The 18,118-nt window shown below is 37.3% G+C and carries 16 protein-coding genes and 1 tRNA gene; 5 read left to right on the top strand and 12 right to left on the bottom strand.

Features of this window, described 5'->3' with window-relative positions:
* Positions 1-41 precede the first annotated feature (41 nt).
* From ACKWCD_RS08930 to ACKWCD_RS08965, 8 genes are all read right to left on the bottom strand, one after another.
* Positions 42-806: a DUF4097 family beta strand repeat-containing protein gene (locus ACKWCD_RS08930; RefSeq protein ID WP_413983596.1), complete on the bottom strand. Its 765-nt coding sequence runs from the start codon at positions 804-806 to the stop codon at positions 42-44.
* 21 nt (positions 807-827) lie between these two features.
* Positions 828-1,625, bottom strand: a complete 798-nt coding sequence (locus ACKWCD_RS08935) for a HEAT repeat domain-containing protein (RefSeq protein ID WP_413983597.1) — start codon at positions 1,623-1,625, stop codon at positions 828-830.
* Between the two features lie 2 nt (positions 1,626-1,627).
* Positions 1,628-2,149 carry an RNA polymerase sigma factor gene (locus tag ACKWCD_RS08940; protein WP_413983598.1) on the bottom strand — a complete coding sequence of 174 codons (522 nt, stop codon included), beginning with the start codon at positions 2,147-2,149 and terminating at the stop codon, positions 1,628-1,630.
* Between the two features lie 126 nt (positions 2,150-2,275).
* Entirely contained in the window at positions 2,276-3,808 is a 1,533-nt protein-coding gene (locus ACKWCD_RS08945) for a carboxypeptidase-like regulatory domain-containing protein (RefSeq protein ID WP_413983599.1), read from the bottom strand.
* Between the two features lie 197 nt (positions 3,809-4,005).
* Positions 4,006-4,155 carry a hypothetical protein gene (locus tag ACKWCD_RS08950; protein WP_413983600.1) on the bottom strand — a complete coding sequence of 50 codons (150 nt, stop codon included), beginning with the start codon at positions 4,153-4,155 and terminating at the stop codon, positions 4,006-4,008.
* Positions 4,156-4,157: 2 nt separating this feature from the next.
* On the bottom strand, positions 4,158-6,401 hold the full coding sequence (gene feoB, locus ACKWCD_RS08955; protein ID WP_413983601.1) for a ferrous iron transport protein B: 2,244 nt from the start codon (positions 6,399-6,401) through the stop codon (positions 4,158-4,160).
* Positions 6,398-6,640 carry a FeoA family protein gene (locus ACKWCD_RS08960; RefSeq protein ID WP_413983602.1) on the bottom strand — a complete coding sequence of 81 codons (243 nt, stop codon included), beginning with the start codon at positions 6,638-6,640 and terminating at the stop codon, positions 6,398-6,400. The genes feoB and ACKWCD_RS08960 overlap by 4 nt, the downstream gene beginning before the upstream one ends.
* Positions 6,641-6,736: 96 nt before the next feature.
* Entirely contained in the window at positions 6,737-7,408 is a 672-nt protein-coding gene (locus tag ACKWCD_RS08965; protein ID WP_413983603.1) for an SCO family protein, read from the bottom strand.
* Between the two features lie 160 nt (positions 7,409-7,568).
* On the opposite strand from ACKWCD_RS08965, the gene rseP reads away from it, so the two are divergent.
* Complete coding sequence (gene rseP, locus ACKWCD_RS08970) at positions 7,569-8,885, top strand: RIP metalloprotease RseP (protein WP_413983604.1); 1,317 nt, start codon at positions 7,569-7,571, stop codon at positions 8,883-8,885.
* A 111-nt stretch (positions 8,886-8,996) separates the two neighbouring features.
* Positions 8,997-9,070 (top strand) — tRNA-Asn (locus ACKWCD_RS08975).
* A 68-nt stretch (positions 9,071-9,138) separates the two neighbouring features.
* On the opposite strand, the gene ACKWCD_RS08980 is transcribed toward ACKWCD_RS08975, so the two are convergent.
* Complete coding sequence (locus ACKWCD_RS08980; protein ID WP_413983605.1) at positions 9,139-10,284, bottom strand: hypothetical protein; 1,146 nt, start codon at positions 10,282-10,284, stop codon at positions 9,139-9,141.
* Positions 10,285-10,412: 128 nt separating this feature from the next.
* Entirely contained in the window at positions 10,413-11,639 is a 1,227-nt protein-coding gene (locus ACKWCD_RS08985; protein ID WP_413983606.1) for an MFS transporter, read from the bottom strand.
* A 231-nt stretch (positions 11,640-11,870) separates the two neighbouring features.
* Between ACKWCD_RS08985 and ACKWCD_RS08990 the strand changes: the two genes are divergently transcribed.
* Together ACKWCD_RS08990 and ACKWCD_RS08995 are read left to right on the top strand one after the other, a co-directional pair.
* Positions 11,871-15,038, top strand: a complete 3,168-nt coding sequence (locus ACKWCD_RS08990) for a PVC-type heme-binding CxxCH protein (protein ID WP_413983607.1) — start codon at positions 11,871-11,873, stop codon at positions 15,036-15,038.
* An 82-nt stretch (positions 15,039-15,120) separates the two neighbouring features.
* Entirely contained in the window at positions 15,121-15,696 is a 576-nt protein-coding gene (locus ACKWCD_RS08995) for a RidA family protein (protein ID WP_413983608.1), read from the top strand.
* A 67-nt stretch (positions 15,697-15,763) separates the two neighbouring features.
* On the opposite strand, the gene ACKWCD_RS09000 is transcribed toward ACKWCD_RS08995, so the two are convergent.
* Together ACKWCD_RS09000 and ACKWCD_RS09005 are read right to left on the bottom strand one after the other, a co-directional pair.
* Complete coding sequence (locus ACKWCD_RS09000; protein ID WP_413983609.1) at positions 15,764-16,483, bottom strand: hypothetical protein; 720 nt, start codon at positions 16,481-16,483, stop codon at positions 15,764-15,766.
* 69 nt (positions 16,484-16,552) lie between these two features.
* On the bottom strand, positions 16,553-17,494 hold the full coding sequence (locus ACKWCD_RS09005) for an NAD-dependent epimerase/dehydratase family protein (protein ID WP_413983610.1): 942 nt from the start codon (positions 17,492-17,494) through the stop codon (positions 16,553-16,555).
* Between the two features lie 64 nt (positions 17,495-17,558).
* Between ACKWCD_RS09005 and ACKWCD_RS09010 the strand changes: the two genes are divergently transcribed.
* A complete protein-coding gene (locus ACKWCD_RS09010; RefSeq protein WP_413983611.1) occupies positions 17,559-18,062 on the top strand; it encodes a hypothetical protein in 504 nt (167 codons plus the stop codon).
* Positions 18,063-18,118 lie beyond the last annotated feature (56 nt).

An 18,118-nucleotide genomic window follows, 5' to 3' on the forward strand; every position in this document is an offset into this window, starting at 1 on the left:
GAGGGTTTCAGAGTCTGATTATTGTTTTATTTGAAGATGGATTATTCTTTTCTTAGATAAATATTACCGTTGGTGGTTTTAAGCTGTAGTTTGACACCACCACCATTAATGGTTTGTTTGATTTTTTGTGTGGAAACAGACTTCAAACCATTTTTTTCTGGAAACTTAATCTCGAAATTGGTATAAATCTCTCCATTGACAGAACCTAATGAAAGATTTGCTGGAGTATCTCCTGGTAATTTAATATCAAGCGCACCGTTTGTTGAATAAACCGTTATTGGCGAATCTTGATTTATATCTACAAAGGAAATATCAATGCCGCCATTCAGTGAATTGGCTGTAACTGGTCCGCTAACATCTTCAATCTTGATTCCGCCATTTAGTCTTGCATTGGCTTCTATTTCACCTTTGAAGCCATATATTCTGATATCGCTTTGACCTGTACCATTTGTTGTTACCGAAATGTTTTGATTGGCAGGCAAGTAAATTTCTGCATTGCCATTATTCCATTTTCTAAGGTTTCTTACGATGAGGTTATTTCCCTCTTTCACTACATAAAAACCGACATCGGTATTATCAGAACCCCCAGCTCCTAAAAGTTTTAAACCTTTTGCCTTTTCGGGTATTTTACTTGAAGCCTTGGCTTTAATTCGCAATTGTTTCTCGCTGTGTGTTCGAACTATAATATCGGCTTTCGATTCAACTTTCACCCACTCAATACCATCTAGAGATTGTGTGTAGTCTTCCTGAGCCGCAAGCACCGAACAAAAGATTAATGCTAAAAAAGTTATTTGAATTCGTTTCATGATTTTTCGTTTTTTTGATGTTTAAATAATATTTGGTAATACTAACTCGAGTTCTTCTTTTACGTAAGGTTGGGTGTCATCTTGCTCTAAAAGATATTGCATTGATGCTGCTGCTTTCTTTTCTTGTATTTTACCCAATACCTGAATAATGGTTATTTGAATTCCAGGGTCTTTTTCTGTTTTCAAGGCCTTGATAAAACTGTTTTTTACAGTTTCAGATGCCGTAAACTCACTTAACACTTCAACAGCCGTTCTGCGCACATTCGTGTTTTCGTCGTTTAGCATTCGATCTGCTAAAGCACTTACGATAGCTTCATCAGGCTCGGAAAATTCCTCAATAAAATTCACGCCTTGTATGCGTTTGCTGGCAGATTTGTTTCCCATTAATGATAACATTGCTGTCTGCTTAAATGCTTGTGATTCATCATTAAGTTGTGCAATCTCCTTACCTGATATTTGTTCTTGCTGTTCTTTTCCTAAGAAAAAGGCACCAATTAATAAAGCAACGCTTGCTGCGATTTTCAGGAGATTATTGGTCCACTTCGATTTTCTTTGGATGGATGCATTATCAAGTGAAACTACCTTGGTATTGTTTTGTTTTTCTAGTTCAATTTGCTCAAAGAAATTGGTTCTTACTTCATCGGAGGGCTTATTTGCACCTTCCTCATCAAAAGCCTTATAGAGGATTTTTAAATCATCCAACTCTTGCGAGCATGATTTGCAATCCTTAAGATGAGCTTCTACCTTTTTCTTTTGAGTTTCATTCAAAAGATTATCCAGATATTCTGGTAGTAGTTCTATAATATGATTCTTTTCCATTTCTATGAATTTTGAAAATAAATGGTCTTTAATTTTTTTAAGGCGCGACTGACTTTGGTTTTTACAGCTCCTGGAGTACTTCCTACAATATCCGCCAATTCCTCATATTTTATTTCTTGAAACCGATTTAATATCACCAATTCTCTATCGGAGGCATCTAACTTGTTGATAGCTAAATGCAAATCAGAATAATCTTGTTTTTCTTCTTCCTGAATCGCAACTTTATAATCGATTGTCTCAATGTCTTCAGTTTTGCTCGAAACTCTTCTAAAGTGTGTATTCAAACTATTTCTTGCTATTGTGAATAGCCACGAAACAAACTTTCCATTGTTATATGATGCTCTATATTTCATCAATTTATAAAATACCTCTTGTGTTATGTCTTCGCTCAGCATTCGGTCTCCACACATCTTATGTAAAAAGTTGAACACATGTTTATGGTGCCTTTCAAAGAGAATCTTGAGAACGTCCAAGTTTCCATTTGCCACTTTTGCCATTAAGATTTCGTCGGTCAACTGTTCCAAAAAGCGTTTCTTTTGTTGGTCTTCAATTCTATATAGTCAGGAAATTACAAAAGGTTACACCAAGGTGTAAAAAAAATCGCAACAAACTGAATTGCTGCGATTTTACTATGTCAAAGACCTAATGCTTTATTCTTCTGCTTCGCCTATTGAAGTGAATTCTTTTATGGCCTGATTCGGTTCTATGATATTATATCCTTTCCAAAATTCCGGATCATAGTTGGGCATGTACTTTGGGAGCACAGTATTGTTTTCCTTGAAAGAGTCATACTGAGATGAGTTAATAGGAGTTTCATCGAATACAACTAATTCATAGCGGTTCCGGTTACCGAATTCGGCATCGACTTTCATTGAAAGCTCATTTTGTTTTCTGCGACCTTTTACGTTTTTGTTTTTCTCAATTATTTTTAAAGGTCTTCGAAAACCTGCACGGATTCCCTTTGTGATATCATAATAACTCAAATGATACTTTTGGTCATTGCCCTTAGTAAAAATTATTCTTCCTTTCGCCAAATATTCTTTTAGTGAAACGCCTAACAAACTAAAGTCACGCAAGGGCTTTACGTTTTCAAAATCCATGCGGATTAAGGCAAAATCATCTGAATTGATATAAAGTTTTCCTTTGAAATCTTCCGATCTTTTGGGAGTAAAACTAAGGACGTATACTGCGGCATCTCCTAAATAGGTGAAATCTTCAAGTGTGAGTTCATAACGACCAGGTTTGAAGAGTACATTGTAATCTGTATCCTCAAAAACAGGCAGATTCTCATACAGGTTGCCCATAGTTTGCCTTTTGTATTTGGCAAAGAATTTTTTGCGATTCTCTTTACTTTCTTTTTCTTTCTCAAGTTGTTCGTTTAAAGCAGCAACATCGGTTGAGTCAACTTCTGATTCAAACATCTCATCTGCATCGACTTTAGTGCCAAAGAGTCCAGATTTGATTTTAAAATACGAATCCGTCTTCACATTTTCCTTCATGATTTTATTGAACTTTTCTTCAAGAACTTCAAAATCAAGCTCCATACTTTTATCGTATAATTCTGAGGCTTTTATAAGGTCGAGTTTTTGTTCATCACCATCACTTCCCCCATAAAGGTCTCCCAAAGCTTCGTTATAAACCGTATTGTTTTTGGGAATCTGATTAATCAGATTATCAATAAATTGTTTATTGAAAGCATCAATTGTTGATTTCTTCAGTGTGTAATCAGTTTTCATGATTTGACTACTATAAGTTTCGCGTAAAAAGACACGCTTTTTAGCTAGCCCGAGATTGTAGTTTTTGGCAATACTATCCTCGACGATTTCAATAATTTCTTCAGGAGTATAATTTTTATTGGTAACAATTACAGGATTTAAATCAATCGCCTTGGCCGCCAGAAAAATCTGCTTTTCTGTGAACTGGTTCAAAGGTCTTCCGACGGATGCATATCCAATGCAAGAAATAAATAGGGAATCAGTTGGTTGGATGGTATTATCCAATTGAAAGGTAAATCGACCTTCTTCATTAGTAATTACCCCTTTCTTCTTTAACTGAACAGTAACGTAGGGTATTGGTTTTTTGGAAGCCGAATCGACTATGACAGATGTTAAGGTTTGTGCCTGCCCTGATGAAGCAAAGAATATAAAAGCAAGAATGAAAAATGGTGAGGTAATTTTCAACATAAATTTAATGATGGCGGATTTAGAAAAACAAAAAAACAATAGTTAATGAACAAAGCCTGCTTTTTTTGATTTTCTTAATACGGATTTATCCTTTTTTTAACGGATTTAAGAACTTTGTTCTAAAATGAAGACGAATCTGAGGAAGGTATTGTTACTCTGAAAAACAATTATTTTGTAACCAGATAGGGTGAGACGATTTAATGGCATCCACAATCGTCCTGTCCACAGGCTTTGGAACTGGACTTTTTAGAAGCGAAAAGGGCTTTTGGTAAAAAGAATTTCTTCACGATATAGCCTATGGCAATCGTTAGGGTAATGTAGACTAAAACTAGTTGAAGAATTTCCATATTTATTCTAAAATTTGATAAGCGATTAAAGCAACAATATAAGCAAAAACGCTCATAAAAACCAATTGAGCTGCAGGCCATTTCCAGGTATTGGTTTCACGTTTTACAACCGCCAAGGTACTCATGCACTGCATAGCGAATGCGTAGAAAAGTAATAGTGAAATTCCCGAAGCTAAGTTAAATAGAGGTTTCTTTGTTGCTGGATTTATTTCAGCTGCCATTCTATGTGTTATAGTCTCCGTGTTATCTTCTCCACTACCTACACTATAAATAGTTGCCAAGGTGCCAACAAAAACCTCGCGTGCGGCAAATGAAGTAAGAACGGCAATACCAATTTTCCAATCATAACCTAATGGTTTAACCAATGGTTCGATAGCTTTTCCGGCGTAGCCCATATATGAATTTTCTAATTTAAAACTCGCTATTTCTTGATTTTGAGCTGATTCAAATAGAACTTGTTTTTTAAGCCGTAAAGAGTCCTTTAAAGTTGCCTCGCTAATTGTATAAACTTTTTTTGAGATGCTATCTTGCAATGCGTTTCGGTAGGTTGTTAAATCATCCTCTAAATTCGAAGTATTGAAATCAGATAAACCATTTGTTTCAATCCTATTTTTGACAATGGATTCTGCATTTTTAAACTTATCTGAAAATCCGTTAGAACCTAAAAACCATAGGATTATTGAAATAGCTAAAATTATTTTTCCAGCACCAAACACGAAACTTTTAGTTTTTTCCCAAACGGTGATGGCGACATTTTTAAGAAGGGGTAATTTGTAATTTGGCATTTCAACTACAAAGAAAGAGCGACTTTTTATTTTTAAGATTTTGTTTAGTACCATTGCTGATAAAATAGCTGCACCGAAGCCGATTAAATAAAGCATCATTAAGGTTAGCGCTTGATAACTCAAGCCGACAAAACTTCCTTCAGGAATTACCAGCGATATAATAATCAAATACACGGGAAGCCTTGCAGAACATGTCGTAAATGGTGTGACTAGAATTGTAATCAATCGTTCTTTCCAATTTTCGATAGTACGTGTTGCCATAACTGCTGGAATTGCGCAGGCAGTACCTGATATTAGAGGCACCACACTTTTACCGCTAAGTCCGAAAGGCCGCATTAACCGATCCATTAAGAATACTACACGACTCATATAGCCAGTTTCTTCCAAAAGCGCAATAAAAAAGAATAGAAATGCGATTTGCGGAATGAAAACTACGATGCCACTAATTCCAGCGATAATTCCCTCAACAATGAGATCGGTAAATGCACCAGCAGGTAAGGTCGCTTTTACCCATTCTCCTGCTAGAGCAAAAAATTCTTCTATATAGCCTTGAGGTAACGTGCTCCATTCGTAAATGGCTTGAAAAATGGTAAGCAATATCAAGAAAAATATTACGTATCCGAATACTTTATGGGTGAGTACTCTATCTAAAGAAGCACGAAATCCTTTAGCCGCTGTCGCATCTACCAAGTAGGTTTCCTTTAAAACACCATTAATGAATTGATACCGCAAAATGGTTTCTTTTTGCTGTAAGCGTTTTAACTCTGATTTTGATTTTGTAGAAAAAGAAGAAGTATCTTTTATAAGGGTCTTCTCAATCGGCATAAAGTTGACATCTTGCGTAATTACCAACCAAAGTTTGTACAAATCTTCATTTGGGAAGGTATTTTGTAAACGCCCAAAATATTCGGGAGCAATGACAGTCGTGTCAACATTTGGTTTTGATGAAAGACTTTTAAAATCGGCAATGAGTTCTTTCAATTTGTCAATGCCAGTTTCCTTTCTTGTGCTTACCAAAGCAATCTTGGTGTCTAGCTTCTGCTCTAGCTGTTCAATATCAACCGAAATACCAGTTCTTGACATTCGGTCGGCCATATTGATTACTAAGATTGTCGGAATCTTGAGATCCTTAATCTGAGTAAATAAAAGAAGGTTTCGTTTTAGGTTTTCAACATCCGATATAACAAGTGCAACATCTGGATGATCTTTGTCTTTTTTGTTGAGTAATAGTTCAACCGCGACACTCTCATCTAGCGAAGTCGTGTTTAGGCTATATGTACCTGGAAGGTCTAAAATATGTGCTTTAACGCCTCGCGGAAGTTTACAAATGCCTTCTTTTTTTTCAACGGTAATACCGGGGTAGTTACCTACTTTTTGATTGAGTCCTGTAAGCTGATTAAAGACAGAAGTCTTGCCCGTATTTGGGTTTCCAATGAGCGCAACATTAATCTGTTTACTCATAACAAAGTATCTTCAATAAGTTCCAACTCTATCTGAAGTGCCGTTGATCTTCTTATAGCAATATGGCAATCATTGACGTTAATATAAATAGGGTCATTAAGAGGTGCTACTTGAACGAGTTCAATCTGATTACCAGGAAGACAGCCCAATTCTAGAAGTTTGATAGGAAGCAAATCATCAACAAATTCTTTTATGATTCCCTTTTGCCCTCTTGTTAAATCTGCGACTGTTATACCCAATTTTTATTTAGATTGATTATAAGTAAGGAGGCAAAAATAGGGGAAAAACCTAAATCTTTTATGTAAAAACTTAAAAATTTGAATTAAAAGCGGAAACTATTCTTTGTATGAATTTTGGAGAATCTCAAGATCAACTAACAATTTCTCAATTTCATGTATATTGGTACCATCATAGAAGCCTCGAATGCGTTTTTCCTTATCGACTAATATGAAATTTTCGGTGTGAATCATATCAAAGGGTCCCCCATCCCCATCTGTCTTAACCGCTAAGTATGATTTTCTAGCGAGTTCGTATATCTGTTTTTTATCTCCCGTAACCAAATTCCATTTGCTATCATCAACTCCTTTTTCTAGGGCATATTTTTTAAGTTGTGCAACCGAATCTATTTGTGGAGTAACCGAATGCGAGAGTAACAAAATTTCGTCATCTTGAAGCCTATTTTGTATATCAACCATATTTTTGGTCATTATCGGACAAATTGTTGGGCAAGTGGTAAAGAAGAAATCAGCGATATAAATTTTATCTTGATAATCTGCTTGAGAAATGTTTTTCCCATTCTGATTTGTAAGCGAGAAGTCAGCAATGGTATGGTATTTTCTTTTCTTCTGAAGGGTGCTATCTACCAATTCCGGATTCACCATAGAAGGCTGATAAATAGGAAGTGTTTTTTTAGGCTGGAGTGCGTTGTAAAAGAGGTAAATAATAACCGCTGAAATACAAAAGAGTACCAGAAAAAAGAGCTTGTATTTCCCAAAGAAGGAACGCATATAAATTTTTGGTAAAGATACGGCAGACTAAAAGAGTGTTCAAGAAATTCGCTAAGCAAGGCTGCTAATTCTTTCTTAAAAACGTATTGATGAAAATACTTTCTTTTTATAAGAGCCCGTAAAGACGTACTTTTGTGCGTTTTAATTTTAGAAATTATAAATGGGATTACTTATTCAGATATTAACCTTTGTTCTAATCATATCAATTCTTGTTGTTCTTCATGAATTTGGCCACTATCTACCAGCTAAATGGTTTAAGATTAAAGTGGAGAAGTTTTACTTGTTTTTCGATTGGAAATTCTCGCTTTTCAAAAAGAAAATAGGAGAGACCGAATGGGGTATCGGATGGTTACCATTAGGGGGTTATGTAAAGATTGCCGGTATGATCGATGAAAGTATGGATACCGAACAGATGAAAGAAGAACCCAAAGATTGGGAGTTTCGTAGCAAGCCAGCATGGCAGAGGCTGATTGTAATGCTTGGAGGCGTAACGGTTAATTTCTTTTTAGCTTGGTTTATATATATCGGATTGCTTACTGTAAATGGAGATACTTATATACCTGCGGATAGTCTAGCGCATGGTATTTTGGTTGATTCGATAGGAGAGAAAATAGGTCTAAGAACAGGAGATCAAATTCTAGCCATTGATGGAAAAAAAGCAAAGAAATTTACGGATGCCCAACTCGATATTCTTTTAGGGGATGATATAACAGTACGAAGAGATGGTCAAGAGAAAACCTTCCCAATTCCTCCAGAGGCCTTGGCGGATGTATTGGCAACTCAGGGCAGGAATTTTTTAACATTTAGACGAAAAGCTCTAATAGATCAGGTTACTGAGGGTAAGCCAGCTGCCTTAGCCGGAATGAAACCGGGAGACCAAATAGTAGCGGTAAACGATAAAAAAATTGAATTTTGGAATGATTTTGTTCGGGAGATATCCAACGCTTCTGGGGAGTCTCTAAATATTTCTGTTGACAGAAATGGCTCTTTAGAAAAAATTCAGTTAGAAGTTTCTAAAGATTCGACTATCGGCGTAGGCGTAAGTAGAGTAGATTTAGAAGTTACTGATGAATATAGTTTTTTAGCTGCAATTCCTGCAGGTTTCAACGAAACTATTGAAGTCTTGACCAAACAAGTACGCCAATTTAAAATCATTTTTAATACCAAAACCAAAGGATATAAAGCAGTTAAAGGCCCAATTGGTATTGTTACGATAATGCCTGAAGTATGGAATTGGGGTTTCTTTTGGGGATTTCTAGCGATGTTCTCTGTTTGGCTAGCCTTTGTGAATCTATTGCCAATTCCTGCACTTGATGGAGGTCACGTAATGTTTCTATTGTACGAAATAATTTCAGGTAGACCAGCAAGTGAAAAAGTTCTTGAACGAGGTCAGATAGTTGGATTTGTAATTGTTATGGGGCTTATGGCTGTAGTGTTCGGTAACGACATTTGGAATCTTATTAAAGATTTTTTTTAGGGTCAAAAACATAATCGTATCGTTTCAGTTAAATCCCGCTTTTTTTTGTTTGTGGTATTTTAAAAAACGATTATATTTGCACCCGCTTTAAGCAATTAAAGTATTTGATTTTCCTCCTTAGCTCAGTTGGTTAGAGCATCTGACTGTTAATCAGAGGGTCCTTGGTTCGAGCCCAAGAGGGGGAGCTTCAATAAGTAAAAACCGTTCAAGAAATTGAACGGTTTTTTGTTTTAATGAAATTTCTGGTTAAGAATCAAAACCCGTTTTGGATATTGATGTTAGACTTAGTCTTCAAAGAAGAAACTTGAAGTTGTTTTTCAATCCAATATTCATCAGTTTTAAAACCATAAGCTGAAGGATTGTAATCACCCACCAAACTTACATTAGCTTCCTTGGGAACAGGCAATTCCATTGCCCAGTAAACACCATTTACTAATAATCTGCGAACACCCTCATTAAGTAAATCTGTTGCGGCACCAATAGTCGTTGTAAAAGCTCTGCCTTCTTTGTTATCCCCAGGAATTTTATAAGTCTTGATCCATGCGATTGACATCAAGGTATCATTGACCTTCAAACCTTCATTGTTTTCTAAAGCAATTTCATCGTCAGTCGGTTTCATCCCAAAGAAAATATCATTTTCGTCATAGGTACCTTTGCGATTTATGACCTGCCCTAGAAGTATAGGTCGACTATCTCCGGGCAGAGGAAGACGAACTCCATATACATCTGTTGGCCCCCAAATATTTCCAGAGATGAGTCCATTCATAATTTCTTGAGACTTGAAATTCTCAGCGATAATTCCTCTAGTACTTTGATGTTTGTGATGACCATGATGACTAATCCATTTTTCGCCTAAAACTACGCGCCCAAAACCATCGGTCCATTCTTCAAGATCTCCTGAATAATAGTTTCCATAGTGCTTGAAGCTGGAATCGGAATCCTCAGGAAAATTAAAAGCGTGTGTAGCTGTACGAATACCTAAAACAGGTCGCCCACTTTTCAAGTAGTCATCAATGTGTTGCATTTGCACGTCAGGTAATGCTCGAAATCTAGTAAAAATAACCATCATATTTGCAGTGCCCAAAGAGGATAAACCTGGAATGTTTTCCGTAAAGTTTGCATTCACAATTCCCGGTTTTGCTGGGTTTTGTGCAAAAAGAACGGTACACTTGAAACCGTGTCTCTCAGATAAAATTTTAGCTAACTGCGGCAGCGCCTCCTCAGAACGATATTCTTCATCCCCAGATATCAAAACAATGTGTTTTGCATCTGAATTGTTTCCCTCGAAAACCAACCATTGTTTCGGCTCGTCTGTTTTTATTTTTGTGCCATCTTCAGATTTCTTCTCTTTACAGGAGAAGGCCAATATGAGAATGCAAAGGGTTATGATTTTTTTCATTGGTATGTGATATTATATTTCGAGATTGTCGTCTGCAATTATGAAATTTATATATTAAAAGACGACCTCCCTTTTATAAAAAAGGAGGTCGTCTTTAGAATTCTTATTACGTAAAGTCTGAATAAATACTATTCCTGCACACTGACCACCCTTTGTTCTTCAACTTTTTTTCGAACCATAAATAAGATTCCGTAGAGAATAATTAAAGCAAGTGGAAAATAAACCATATAACTTAAAGTAGTTTTACCAGCAATGATTTCCGCTGCTTTGGCAGTTTCACCAGAAGCCAATGCCGCTTCACGACCTTTATCAAGCCAAGATCCAATCACGGGCTGCCACATGCCTGTTGCAAACATTCCGGCTCCACCAACCAGCGACATTCCCAATGCCCCTGTTTTGGGTAAATACTCTGAAACAAAACCAATAGTGGTAGGCCAAAAATAACAAACACCTAGAGCAAATAAAATGGCCGAAACATAAATCATAGGTCCCTCGGCAATGCTCATTGAATAGACAGCAAGCGTTGTAATTATTGCTGACATCCATAATACACCAATAGGATTAAGTTTGTGAATTAACGGCCCTGCAAAATAACGTCCTATGGCCATAATACCTGTTACCATTGCCAAGATAAGCATTGGATGCACTCCTGAACTACCTAATATTTTTTCTACCCATTGTTGTACGCCAAGTTCTGCTGTAGCAGATAGCGTCATACAAAAGGCAATGAAAATAAACAAAACGGAGCCTAAAGATCTGATGTTAGTAAAGGTATTAGTTTCAATATTTTCACTCTCTGGAAATTTCTGTTTGAAAAAGAGGAAACCGTAAATCAGTGTCGGAACGAACATGATTGCAATTTGCGCTTGCCAACCTAGACCCATATAGGTCATACCTTCAGAAACAAGTGCTCCTATAGCAAGTCCACCAGGGAACCATACATGAAATTTGTTCAACATTGCAGTTCGGTTATTCGTATACATGTCAGCAACAAGAGGGTTGCACGCTGCTTCCACCGAACCATTTGCAAAGCCAATTAAAAACGAAGAAATTAAAAGCGTGGTGAATCCACCAGCAAAAATTGTCATCGTAAGTCCTATTAAATGCGATACGAAAGCAAGAATCATAAGCTTTCGGGCCCCAAGCTTGTTGTATAATAGTCCTCCAAAAATTGTAGCGATAGGAAAACCGCCAATTGCTAAGGCATTAATCCAGCCCAATTGGGTATCGGTAATTTTGAACTGAGCACCTAGGTCATTTAAAATACCTGCCCGTATGGCGAAGGTCATTGCTGTCACTATCAATGCAATACATGCTGCAGTAAAAATCTGGCTTTTGTTTACTTGTTTGGTCATATCTTTTAAAATTTATATTTCGTGGTTATTCTTATCCAAATGGATTTTTTTAAAACTTTGAAAGTTATTATAGCCTATAAGTTTAGTCACTTTTTTGCTATTATCATAATAATTTCCCCCAGTCTTGAAGGTTAATTTGTTAAATGTTCATTCTTATTTGAGTTTGCCAAAATTAAAAAGTGAAGTGATTTTTGGTTAAATTGAATTCCTTAGCTTTAGAATATGAGATATATGTGTAATAGTAGAATAGGGAAGTGGGTTCTTAGTATTACTATTTTGACAATGGTGATTGGTTGCAATAAAAAAGATACCAGCACACTATCTATACAAAAGGACTCCCATATTGTTTTAATTGGAAATAATCTCGGTTCTCGAATGCTAAATTTTGGTCATTTTGAGACGGAGATGCATTTGAGATATCCGGACAGCACGTTATTTATTCGAAATATGGCGGACCCAGGAAATACGCCAGGGTTCCGTCCACATTCTTCAAGAAATACGCCTTGGGCATTTCCGGGAGCTGAAAAATTCTATACTGAACTTGCAAATAAGTCAGGAAGTGAAGGTTTTTTTCCAACTGAGGATGAATGGCTAACCAATTTAAAAGCTGATATAATCCTTGCATTTTTTGGATATAACGAATCTTTTGAAGGTGAGGCCGGATTGCAGAATTACAAGGATGAGTTACATGCTTTTATAGCGTACACGAAAAGCCAAAAATACAATGGCTTAGAAGCGCCCCAGCTTGCCTTGGTTTCTCCAATTGCTTTCGAAGACTTATCTGCAAAGTTGGACTTGCCAGATGGGAAAAAAGAAAACAAAAACTTGGCCTTGTATTCGCAAGCGATGAAAGAAGTCGCAGCGAAAGATAGTGTACTATATGTTGATGCTTTTGATGCCAGTTCGAAATGGTTTGTTTCTGAACTTGAAGATTTAACTGCGGATGGTTTTCAACTGAATGATTTTGGCCATCGGAAATTTGGCAAATTTTTAGCGGATGTAGTTTTCGGCGAAGCGGATAAAAAAGCTGAGGAAAATCGACAGTTGGTTCATGACGCCGTCATGGAAAAAAACTGGTTCTGGCTCAACGAGATAAAACTTCCAAATGGTGTACATGCTTGGGGAAGAAGATATGACCCTTTTGGTCCGGATAACTATCCATTTGAAAAAGAAAAGATTCGTCAAATGACAGAGATTAGAGATATAGCGATATGGGAGGCTACCCAAGGAAAAATAATGGATTTAGTTGCCGCAGATGCCAAAACTAGAGAACTTCCTCCCGTAAAAACCAACTACAACAAGGGCCAAGGTGATGCTTCAGAAGGGTATTTATATGGTGATGAAGCTTTGAATAGAATTAAGGTTCCTGAGGGTTATAAGCTAGAATTGTTTGCTTCCGAAAAGGAATTTCCTGACTTGGCGAATCCGGTGCAAATGTCCTTTGACAATAAAGGAAGACTTTGGATAGGGGTGATGCCAACTTATCCACATTATTTACCCGGAGATAGTAAACCTAACGATAAATTAATCATCCTTGAAGATACCGATAATGATGGTAAGGCTGATAAGCAAACGACCTTTGTAGATGACTTGCATTTGACTATCGGTTTTGAATTTGCGCCAGAGGGAGTTTATGTTTCCCAGGGAACAAATCTGGTTTTATTAAAAGATACTGACGGAGATGATAAGGCAGACGAAACTGAAATTATTTTGAGTGGTTTCGACGATCATGATACCCATCACACTGCTGGTGCATTTGTAGCGGATCCATCCGGAGCAATTTATATGGGAGAAGGTGTTTTTCTTCATACCAATGTGGAAACGGCTTATGGCCCCGTTCGAGCTACAAATGGGGGATTTTATCGCTACAGTCCACAAAGACATCATTTAGAACGAACAGCGCAATTGCCTATTCCAAATCCGTGGGGAATCGCATTTGACGAATGGGGACAAAATTTCTTTGCCCATACTTCAGGCCCTGATATGACTTGGATGATGCCAGGGACTATTAAGCCTCGATATGGACAATCATCCCCACTGCCAAAAAATTTGATTGAGGATGCCCATAGAGTCCGGCCAACTTCCGGCTTGGAATTCATTTCAAGCCGTCACTTCCCTGATGAGGTTCAAGGTGATTTTATTATTCACAATACCATAGGCTTTTTAGGGACCAAACGGCACACTATGGTTGATGATCCGAATAGTTCAGGATATGTCAGTAAACACCGTCAAGATTTAGTGGTGTCGAGTGATACAAAATTCCGTCCGGTGGACATGGAATTTGCTCCTGATGGATCATTGTATTTCGTTGATTGGCACAATGTATTGGTCGGTCATATGCAGCACAATGCACGTGACCCTTTGCGTGATCATAAACATGGGAGAATTTATCGAATTACGTATCCGTCAAGGCCTCTTGTAAAGCCCGCAAAGATTGTTGATGCCAGTATTGATGAGCTATTGGATAATTTGAAACTTCCTGAATATAGATCACGCTACCGTACAAAAAGAGAATTACGGGCAAGGGATTCAGAAGAGGTATTGTCTAAGTTGAAAGATTGGGTTAACGTCTTGGATAAAAATGATTCTAGATATGAGCATCATGTTTTAGAAGCCCTTTGGGTTAGTTGGGGATTGAATAAAGTAGATAAGGATTTATTGCAACAACTATTGAATGCTAAAGATTTTAGAGCAAGAGCTGCCGCCGTAAAGGTTCTCCGCTATTCAGGGCATCAGATTCCCAATCAAGCGGAATTGCTAATGGCTGCCGTAAAAGATGAAAATCCAAGAGTTCGACTTGAGGCATTTGTTTCCGCTTCTTGGTTAGATAAAGAGGAAGGTCTGCCCATATTAGAAACCGCTGGTCAAATGCCTTTGGATGATTGGATGGAAAAACCGTTGGAAGCTGCGTTAGCTCATATTCAAGACGTGAATATCGATCAGGACCCAGAAACGAAAGGAACAAAAACTGATTTAGAAGGTGCCGAAAAAGAACTCTTTGTTATGGGCGAGGAAATTTACAATCGAGAAGGTTTTTGCATAACTTGTCATCAACCCGATGGTAAAGGGCTAAGTGCATCTCAATTCCCACCTTTGGCGAAATCACCTTGGGTTTTAGGAAGCGAAGAACGCTTAATAAAATTAACGCTGCACGGACTTATGGGCCCATTGGAATTGATGGGTGAAACCTACCCAGGGCAGGTGCCGATGACGCCTTATGGAGGTATGCTGAATGATAAAGAGGTGGCGGCAGTCTTGACGTTCGTGCGTAACGCACATGGTAACAAATCTCCTGCTGTAACAGCTGAAATGGTGAAAAAAGTGAGGGAAGAAACCAAAAATAAAGAAGGCTTTTATTCCCCTGAAGAACTATTAAAAATACATCCTTTGGAAGAATAAGTGTCCAAAGAATTATTTTAGGGCTATCACAAAATCGTACCTTAAAAACCTCTAATCAATATATATCTTAAATTTTAAACCTATGAAAAACGTATATGTATTAATTCTAGTTTTGGTTGCTTTTTCTTGTAATACGGTTGCGGAAAAATCTGCAGTTAAGCAGGAGACTGTTCCCTCCGAAGAAATAGATTCAGGCTATAATCCCGAAGAAAAATTATCAGAATTAGGTATCGAGCTGCAAACGCCTGGAACCCCTGTTGCAAATTACGTTCATGCTGTACGTACCGGTAATCTTGTATTTTTGGCTGGAAAGGGTCCAAAAAAAGCTGATGGAAAAAATATTATTGGAAAGCTAGGAGCCGATTTAACCATTGAAGAAGGTTATGAGGCCGCACGATGGGCAGGTGTTAACCAATTGGCGGTTTTAAAGGCTGAATTAGGAAATTTGAATAAGGTAAAACGCATCGTGAAAGTAAAGGGAATGGTGAATGCCGTACCAGGATTTACAGATCAATCGAAAGTGGTAAATGGGTATTCAGATTTAATGGTCGCTGTTTTTGGAGATAAGGGAAAACACGCAAGAGCAGCCGTGGGAATGGGATCATTACCGGGAAATATGGCGGTTGAGGTCGAAATGATTGTTGAAGTCTATGAATAAGGTAATTTCAGAAAAGTAGTTTTGACTACTGACTACTGACTACTGACTACTGACTACTGACTACTGACTACTGACTACTGACCCTTCTCCCCCAAATCTCGTACATGGGCTCTCCTTTGCTATTCTTTCCAGTATGGTGCCAATCATCACCTTTAACTTCGTAATTGAATTCCAGGCTTGCGCCCACCCGTGAATTATCCCTAGAGAAAAATTCGATATTTTCAGTATAAACACCATCTTTTGCTGAATAACTTCCGCCTCCGGTTCCGGAAAATTTGAAAGTTTCCGTATGGTAGGCAATCCATTGAAAGCGTCCATTCAGCAAAAATTTCAGCGTTTTTCTTGCCCTGGAATCTCCTCGTCTTTCTTGACCTTTATCTGGGCCACGAGTTGCAAAGAGCCACGTTCCATCTAAATCTTGAGCATTAACTTCTTGCGGTTCAAAGACCATTTTTGATTCTCCACCTAAAACCAAATTATTGCCCTCAAGTTGCATCGGAATATCTAAAGTCTTCAAAGAATCCTTTTGATAGTCTGAATTGAACTCTAACTTGAGTTTTAAATGGTCATTTTCCGTGGTATAAAGCCCTCCTAATGTTTTGATAAATTTTGCAGGTGATTTTTCATAGACGGAATGAATTACATAGTTTTCGGCTACTTTCAATTCGTGTTGTACATTCCCATCTTCAAATAAATATACTCCCTTTGTTATTTGGGCAAAAACACTTGTGGTTACCACAAAGAGTACAAGAATTAAAGTTAATTTCACAATTCTTGAATGTTTCATAATAGTATTATTTATACAGTAAAAATACTGAATAACAGTATATTAAGAATGACTAAAATATAATAGTTGTTAGTTGGATAGATTTTTAAGCATTTCTGATGTAGTTTTCTCCAGATCAAATTCAGACTTCCAACCCCAATCTTTTCTGGCTTCTGAGTCATCAATACTGCTTGGCCATGAATCGGCAATTACTTGACGAGAATCTGGTTCGTAAGATATTTTGAATTCTGGAATTTGAGTAGCAATACTCGCCGCTACTTCAAAAGGTGTAAAACTCATTGCGGCAAGATTATAAGCTGAACGTATTTTGATCTTTTCTGAATCACTTTCCATGATCTCCATAGTGGCTCGAATGGCATCATCCATAAACATCATGGGTAGGTTTGTTTCTGCACTTAAAAAACAGGTATAAACTCCTTCTGAAAGAGCTTTGTGATAAATTTCTACGGCGTAATCTGTCGTGCCACCACCAGGCATTGTTTTCCAGCTGATTAATCCTGGGTATCGAATACTACGGACATCGACTCCAAATTTGTTGTGATAATACTCGCACCATCGTTCACCTGATTGTTTGCTTATACCATAAACTGTGCTAGGTTCCATAATAGTGTTTTGAGTAGTGTTTTCCTTCGGAGTATTAGGACCAAAAACAGCAATGCTAGAAGGCCAGAAGATCTTTGAAATTTTCTTTTCTTTCGCTAAATTCAAAACGTTGAAAAGGGAATTCATATTGAGGTTCCAGGCACGCATAGGAAATTTTTCTGCGGTTGCGCTAAGCATAGCAGCCATAAGATAAACTTCGTCGATTTCATAGTAAGCTACTAGTTCTTCAAGTGCATCATAATCGGTAGCGTCCAAAAGCTCAAAGGGTCCAGAACCTACTAGGTTTTCATTACCTTCTCTGATGTCACTGGCAATTACAACATCGCGTCCATGTTTTTCCCTCAAGGTAAAGGTTAGTTCGGTTCCAATTTGTCCGCAAGCACCAATGATTAAAATATTTTTTTGCATTAAAATCGAGTTAAATGAATTCTGGTATAAAGATACCGTTTATTAAAATTTGTACATTCGCCACATGAGCAAAATAGTTGTATCGTATGTTTTTCTGATGCTTTTGCTTTCCTGCAAAGGAGGCAATGATCAAGCCACAACGGAGGATGCATCATCTTTTGAAATGCAAACTGAAAAATGGGTAAAGAAAACAGTCTTGAATCCCAAAACTACTGAAGCAACAAAGGATTGGGTGGCTTTTAACGCTTTGCAAGCAAGCTTTGATGCTATTTACAATATTGGCAATACAGAAGATTTGAGCTTGGTATTAGAAGACTTGATCGAAAAGCAAAAGGCTTTGGAAGATTCTAAATACCCTGAAGCTTTTGATAAACCTCAAATAAAGAGTAGACAAAAGGTCTTTCACACCTTTGTTTTGAAAACCAAGGGCGATTTAATTTATCGTATTGATGCTCAAACATCCGTTTTAGAAATGATTGAGACTTATAATGCTATGTTAAATCAAATGAATTCAATTACGAGCAATACATTAGATCTCAAAACACTTTTAGAATCGGAGGAAAAATAAAACTGGAATTTTCTAAATAAAAAAGGCGAGCTTTTATAGCCCGCCTTTTTATTTGT

It is taken from the genome of Maribacter taeanensis, from assembly GCF_047345145.1.
Lineage (GTDB): Bacteria > Bacteroidota > Bacteroidia > Flavobacteriales > Flavobacteriaceae > Maribacter_C.

Excerpts from the sequence above, each read along its gene's own strand:
- ACKWCD_RS08930 (WP_413983596.1), bottom strand. The coding sequence starts at position 806 with ATGAAACGAATTCAAATAACTTTTTTAGCATTAATCTTTTGTTCGGTG.
- ACKWCD_RS08935 (WP_413983597.1), bottom strand. The coding sequence starts at position 1,625 with ATGGAAAAGAATCATATTATAGAACTACTACCAGAATATCTGGATAAT.
- ACKWCD_RS08945 (WP_413983599.1), bottom strand. The coding sequence starts at position 3,808 with ATGTTGAAAATTACCTCACCATTTTTCATTCTTGCTTTTATATTCTTT.
- ACKWCD_RS08950 (WP_413983600.1), bottom strand. The coding sequence starts at position 4,155 with ATGGAAATTCTTCAACTAGTTTTAGTCTACATTACCCTAACGATTGCC.
- feoB (WP_413983601.1), bottom strand. The coding sequence starts at position 6,401 with ATGAGTAAACAGATTAATGTTGCGCTCATTGGAAACCCAAATACGGGC.
- ACKWCD_RS08965 (WP_413983603.1), bottom strand. The coding sequence starts at position 7,408 with ATGCGTTCCTTCTTTGGGAAATACAAGCTCTTTTTTCTGGTACTCTTT.
- rseP (WP_413983604.1), top strand. The coding sequence starts at position 7,569 with ATGGGATTACTTATTCAGATATTAACCTTTGTTCTAATCATATCAATT.
- ACKWCD_RS08980 (WP_413983605.1), bottom strand. The coding sequence starts at position 10,284 with ATGAAAAAAATCATAACCCTTTGCATTCTCATATTGGCCTTCTCCTGT.
- ACKWCD_RS08985 (WP_413983606.1), bottom strand. The coding sequence starts at position 11,639 with ATGACCAAACAAGTAAACAAAAGCCAGATTTTTACTGCAGCATGTATT.
- ACKWCD_RS08990 (WP_413983607.1), top strand. The coding sequence starts at position 11,871 with ATGTGTAATAGTAGAATAGGGAAGTGGGTTCTTAGTATTACTATTTTG.
- ACKWCD_RS08995 (WP_413983608.1), top strand. The coding sequence starts at position 15,121 with ATGAAAAACGTATATGTATTAATTCTAGTTTTGGTTGCTTTTTCTTGT.
- ACKWCD_RS09000 (WP_413983609.1), bottom strand. The coding sequence starts at position 16,483 with ATGAAACATTCAAGAATTGTGAAATTAACTTTAATTCTTGTACTCTTT.
- ACKWCD_RS09005 (WP_413983610.1), bottom strand. The coding sequence starts at position 17,494 with ATGCAAAAAAATATTTTAATCATTGGTGCTTGCGGACAAATTGGAACC.
- ACKWCD_RS09010 (WP_413983611.1), top strand. The coding sequence starts at position 17,559 with ATGAGCAAAATAGTTGTATCGTATGTTTTTCTGATGCTTTTGCTTTCC.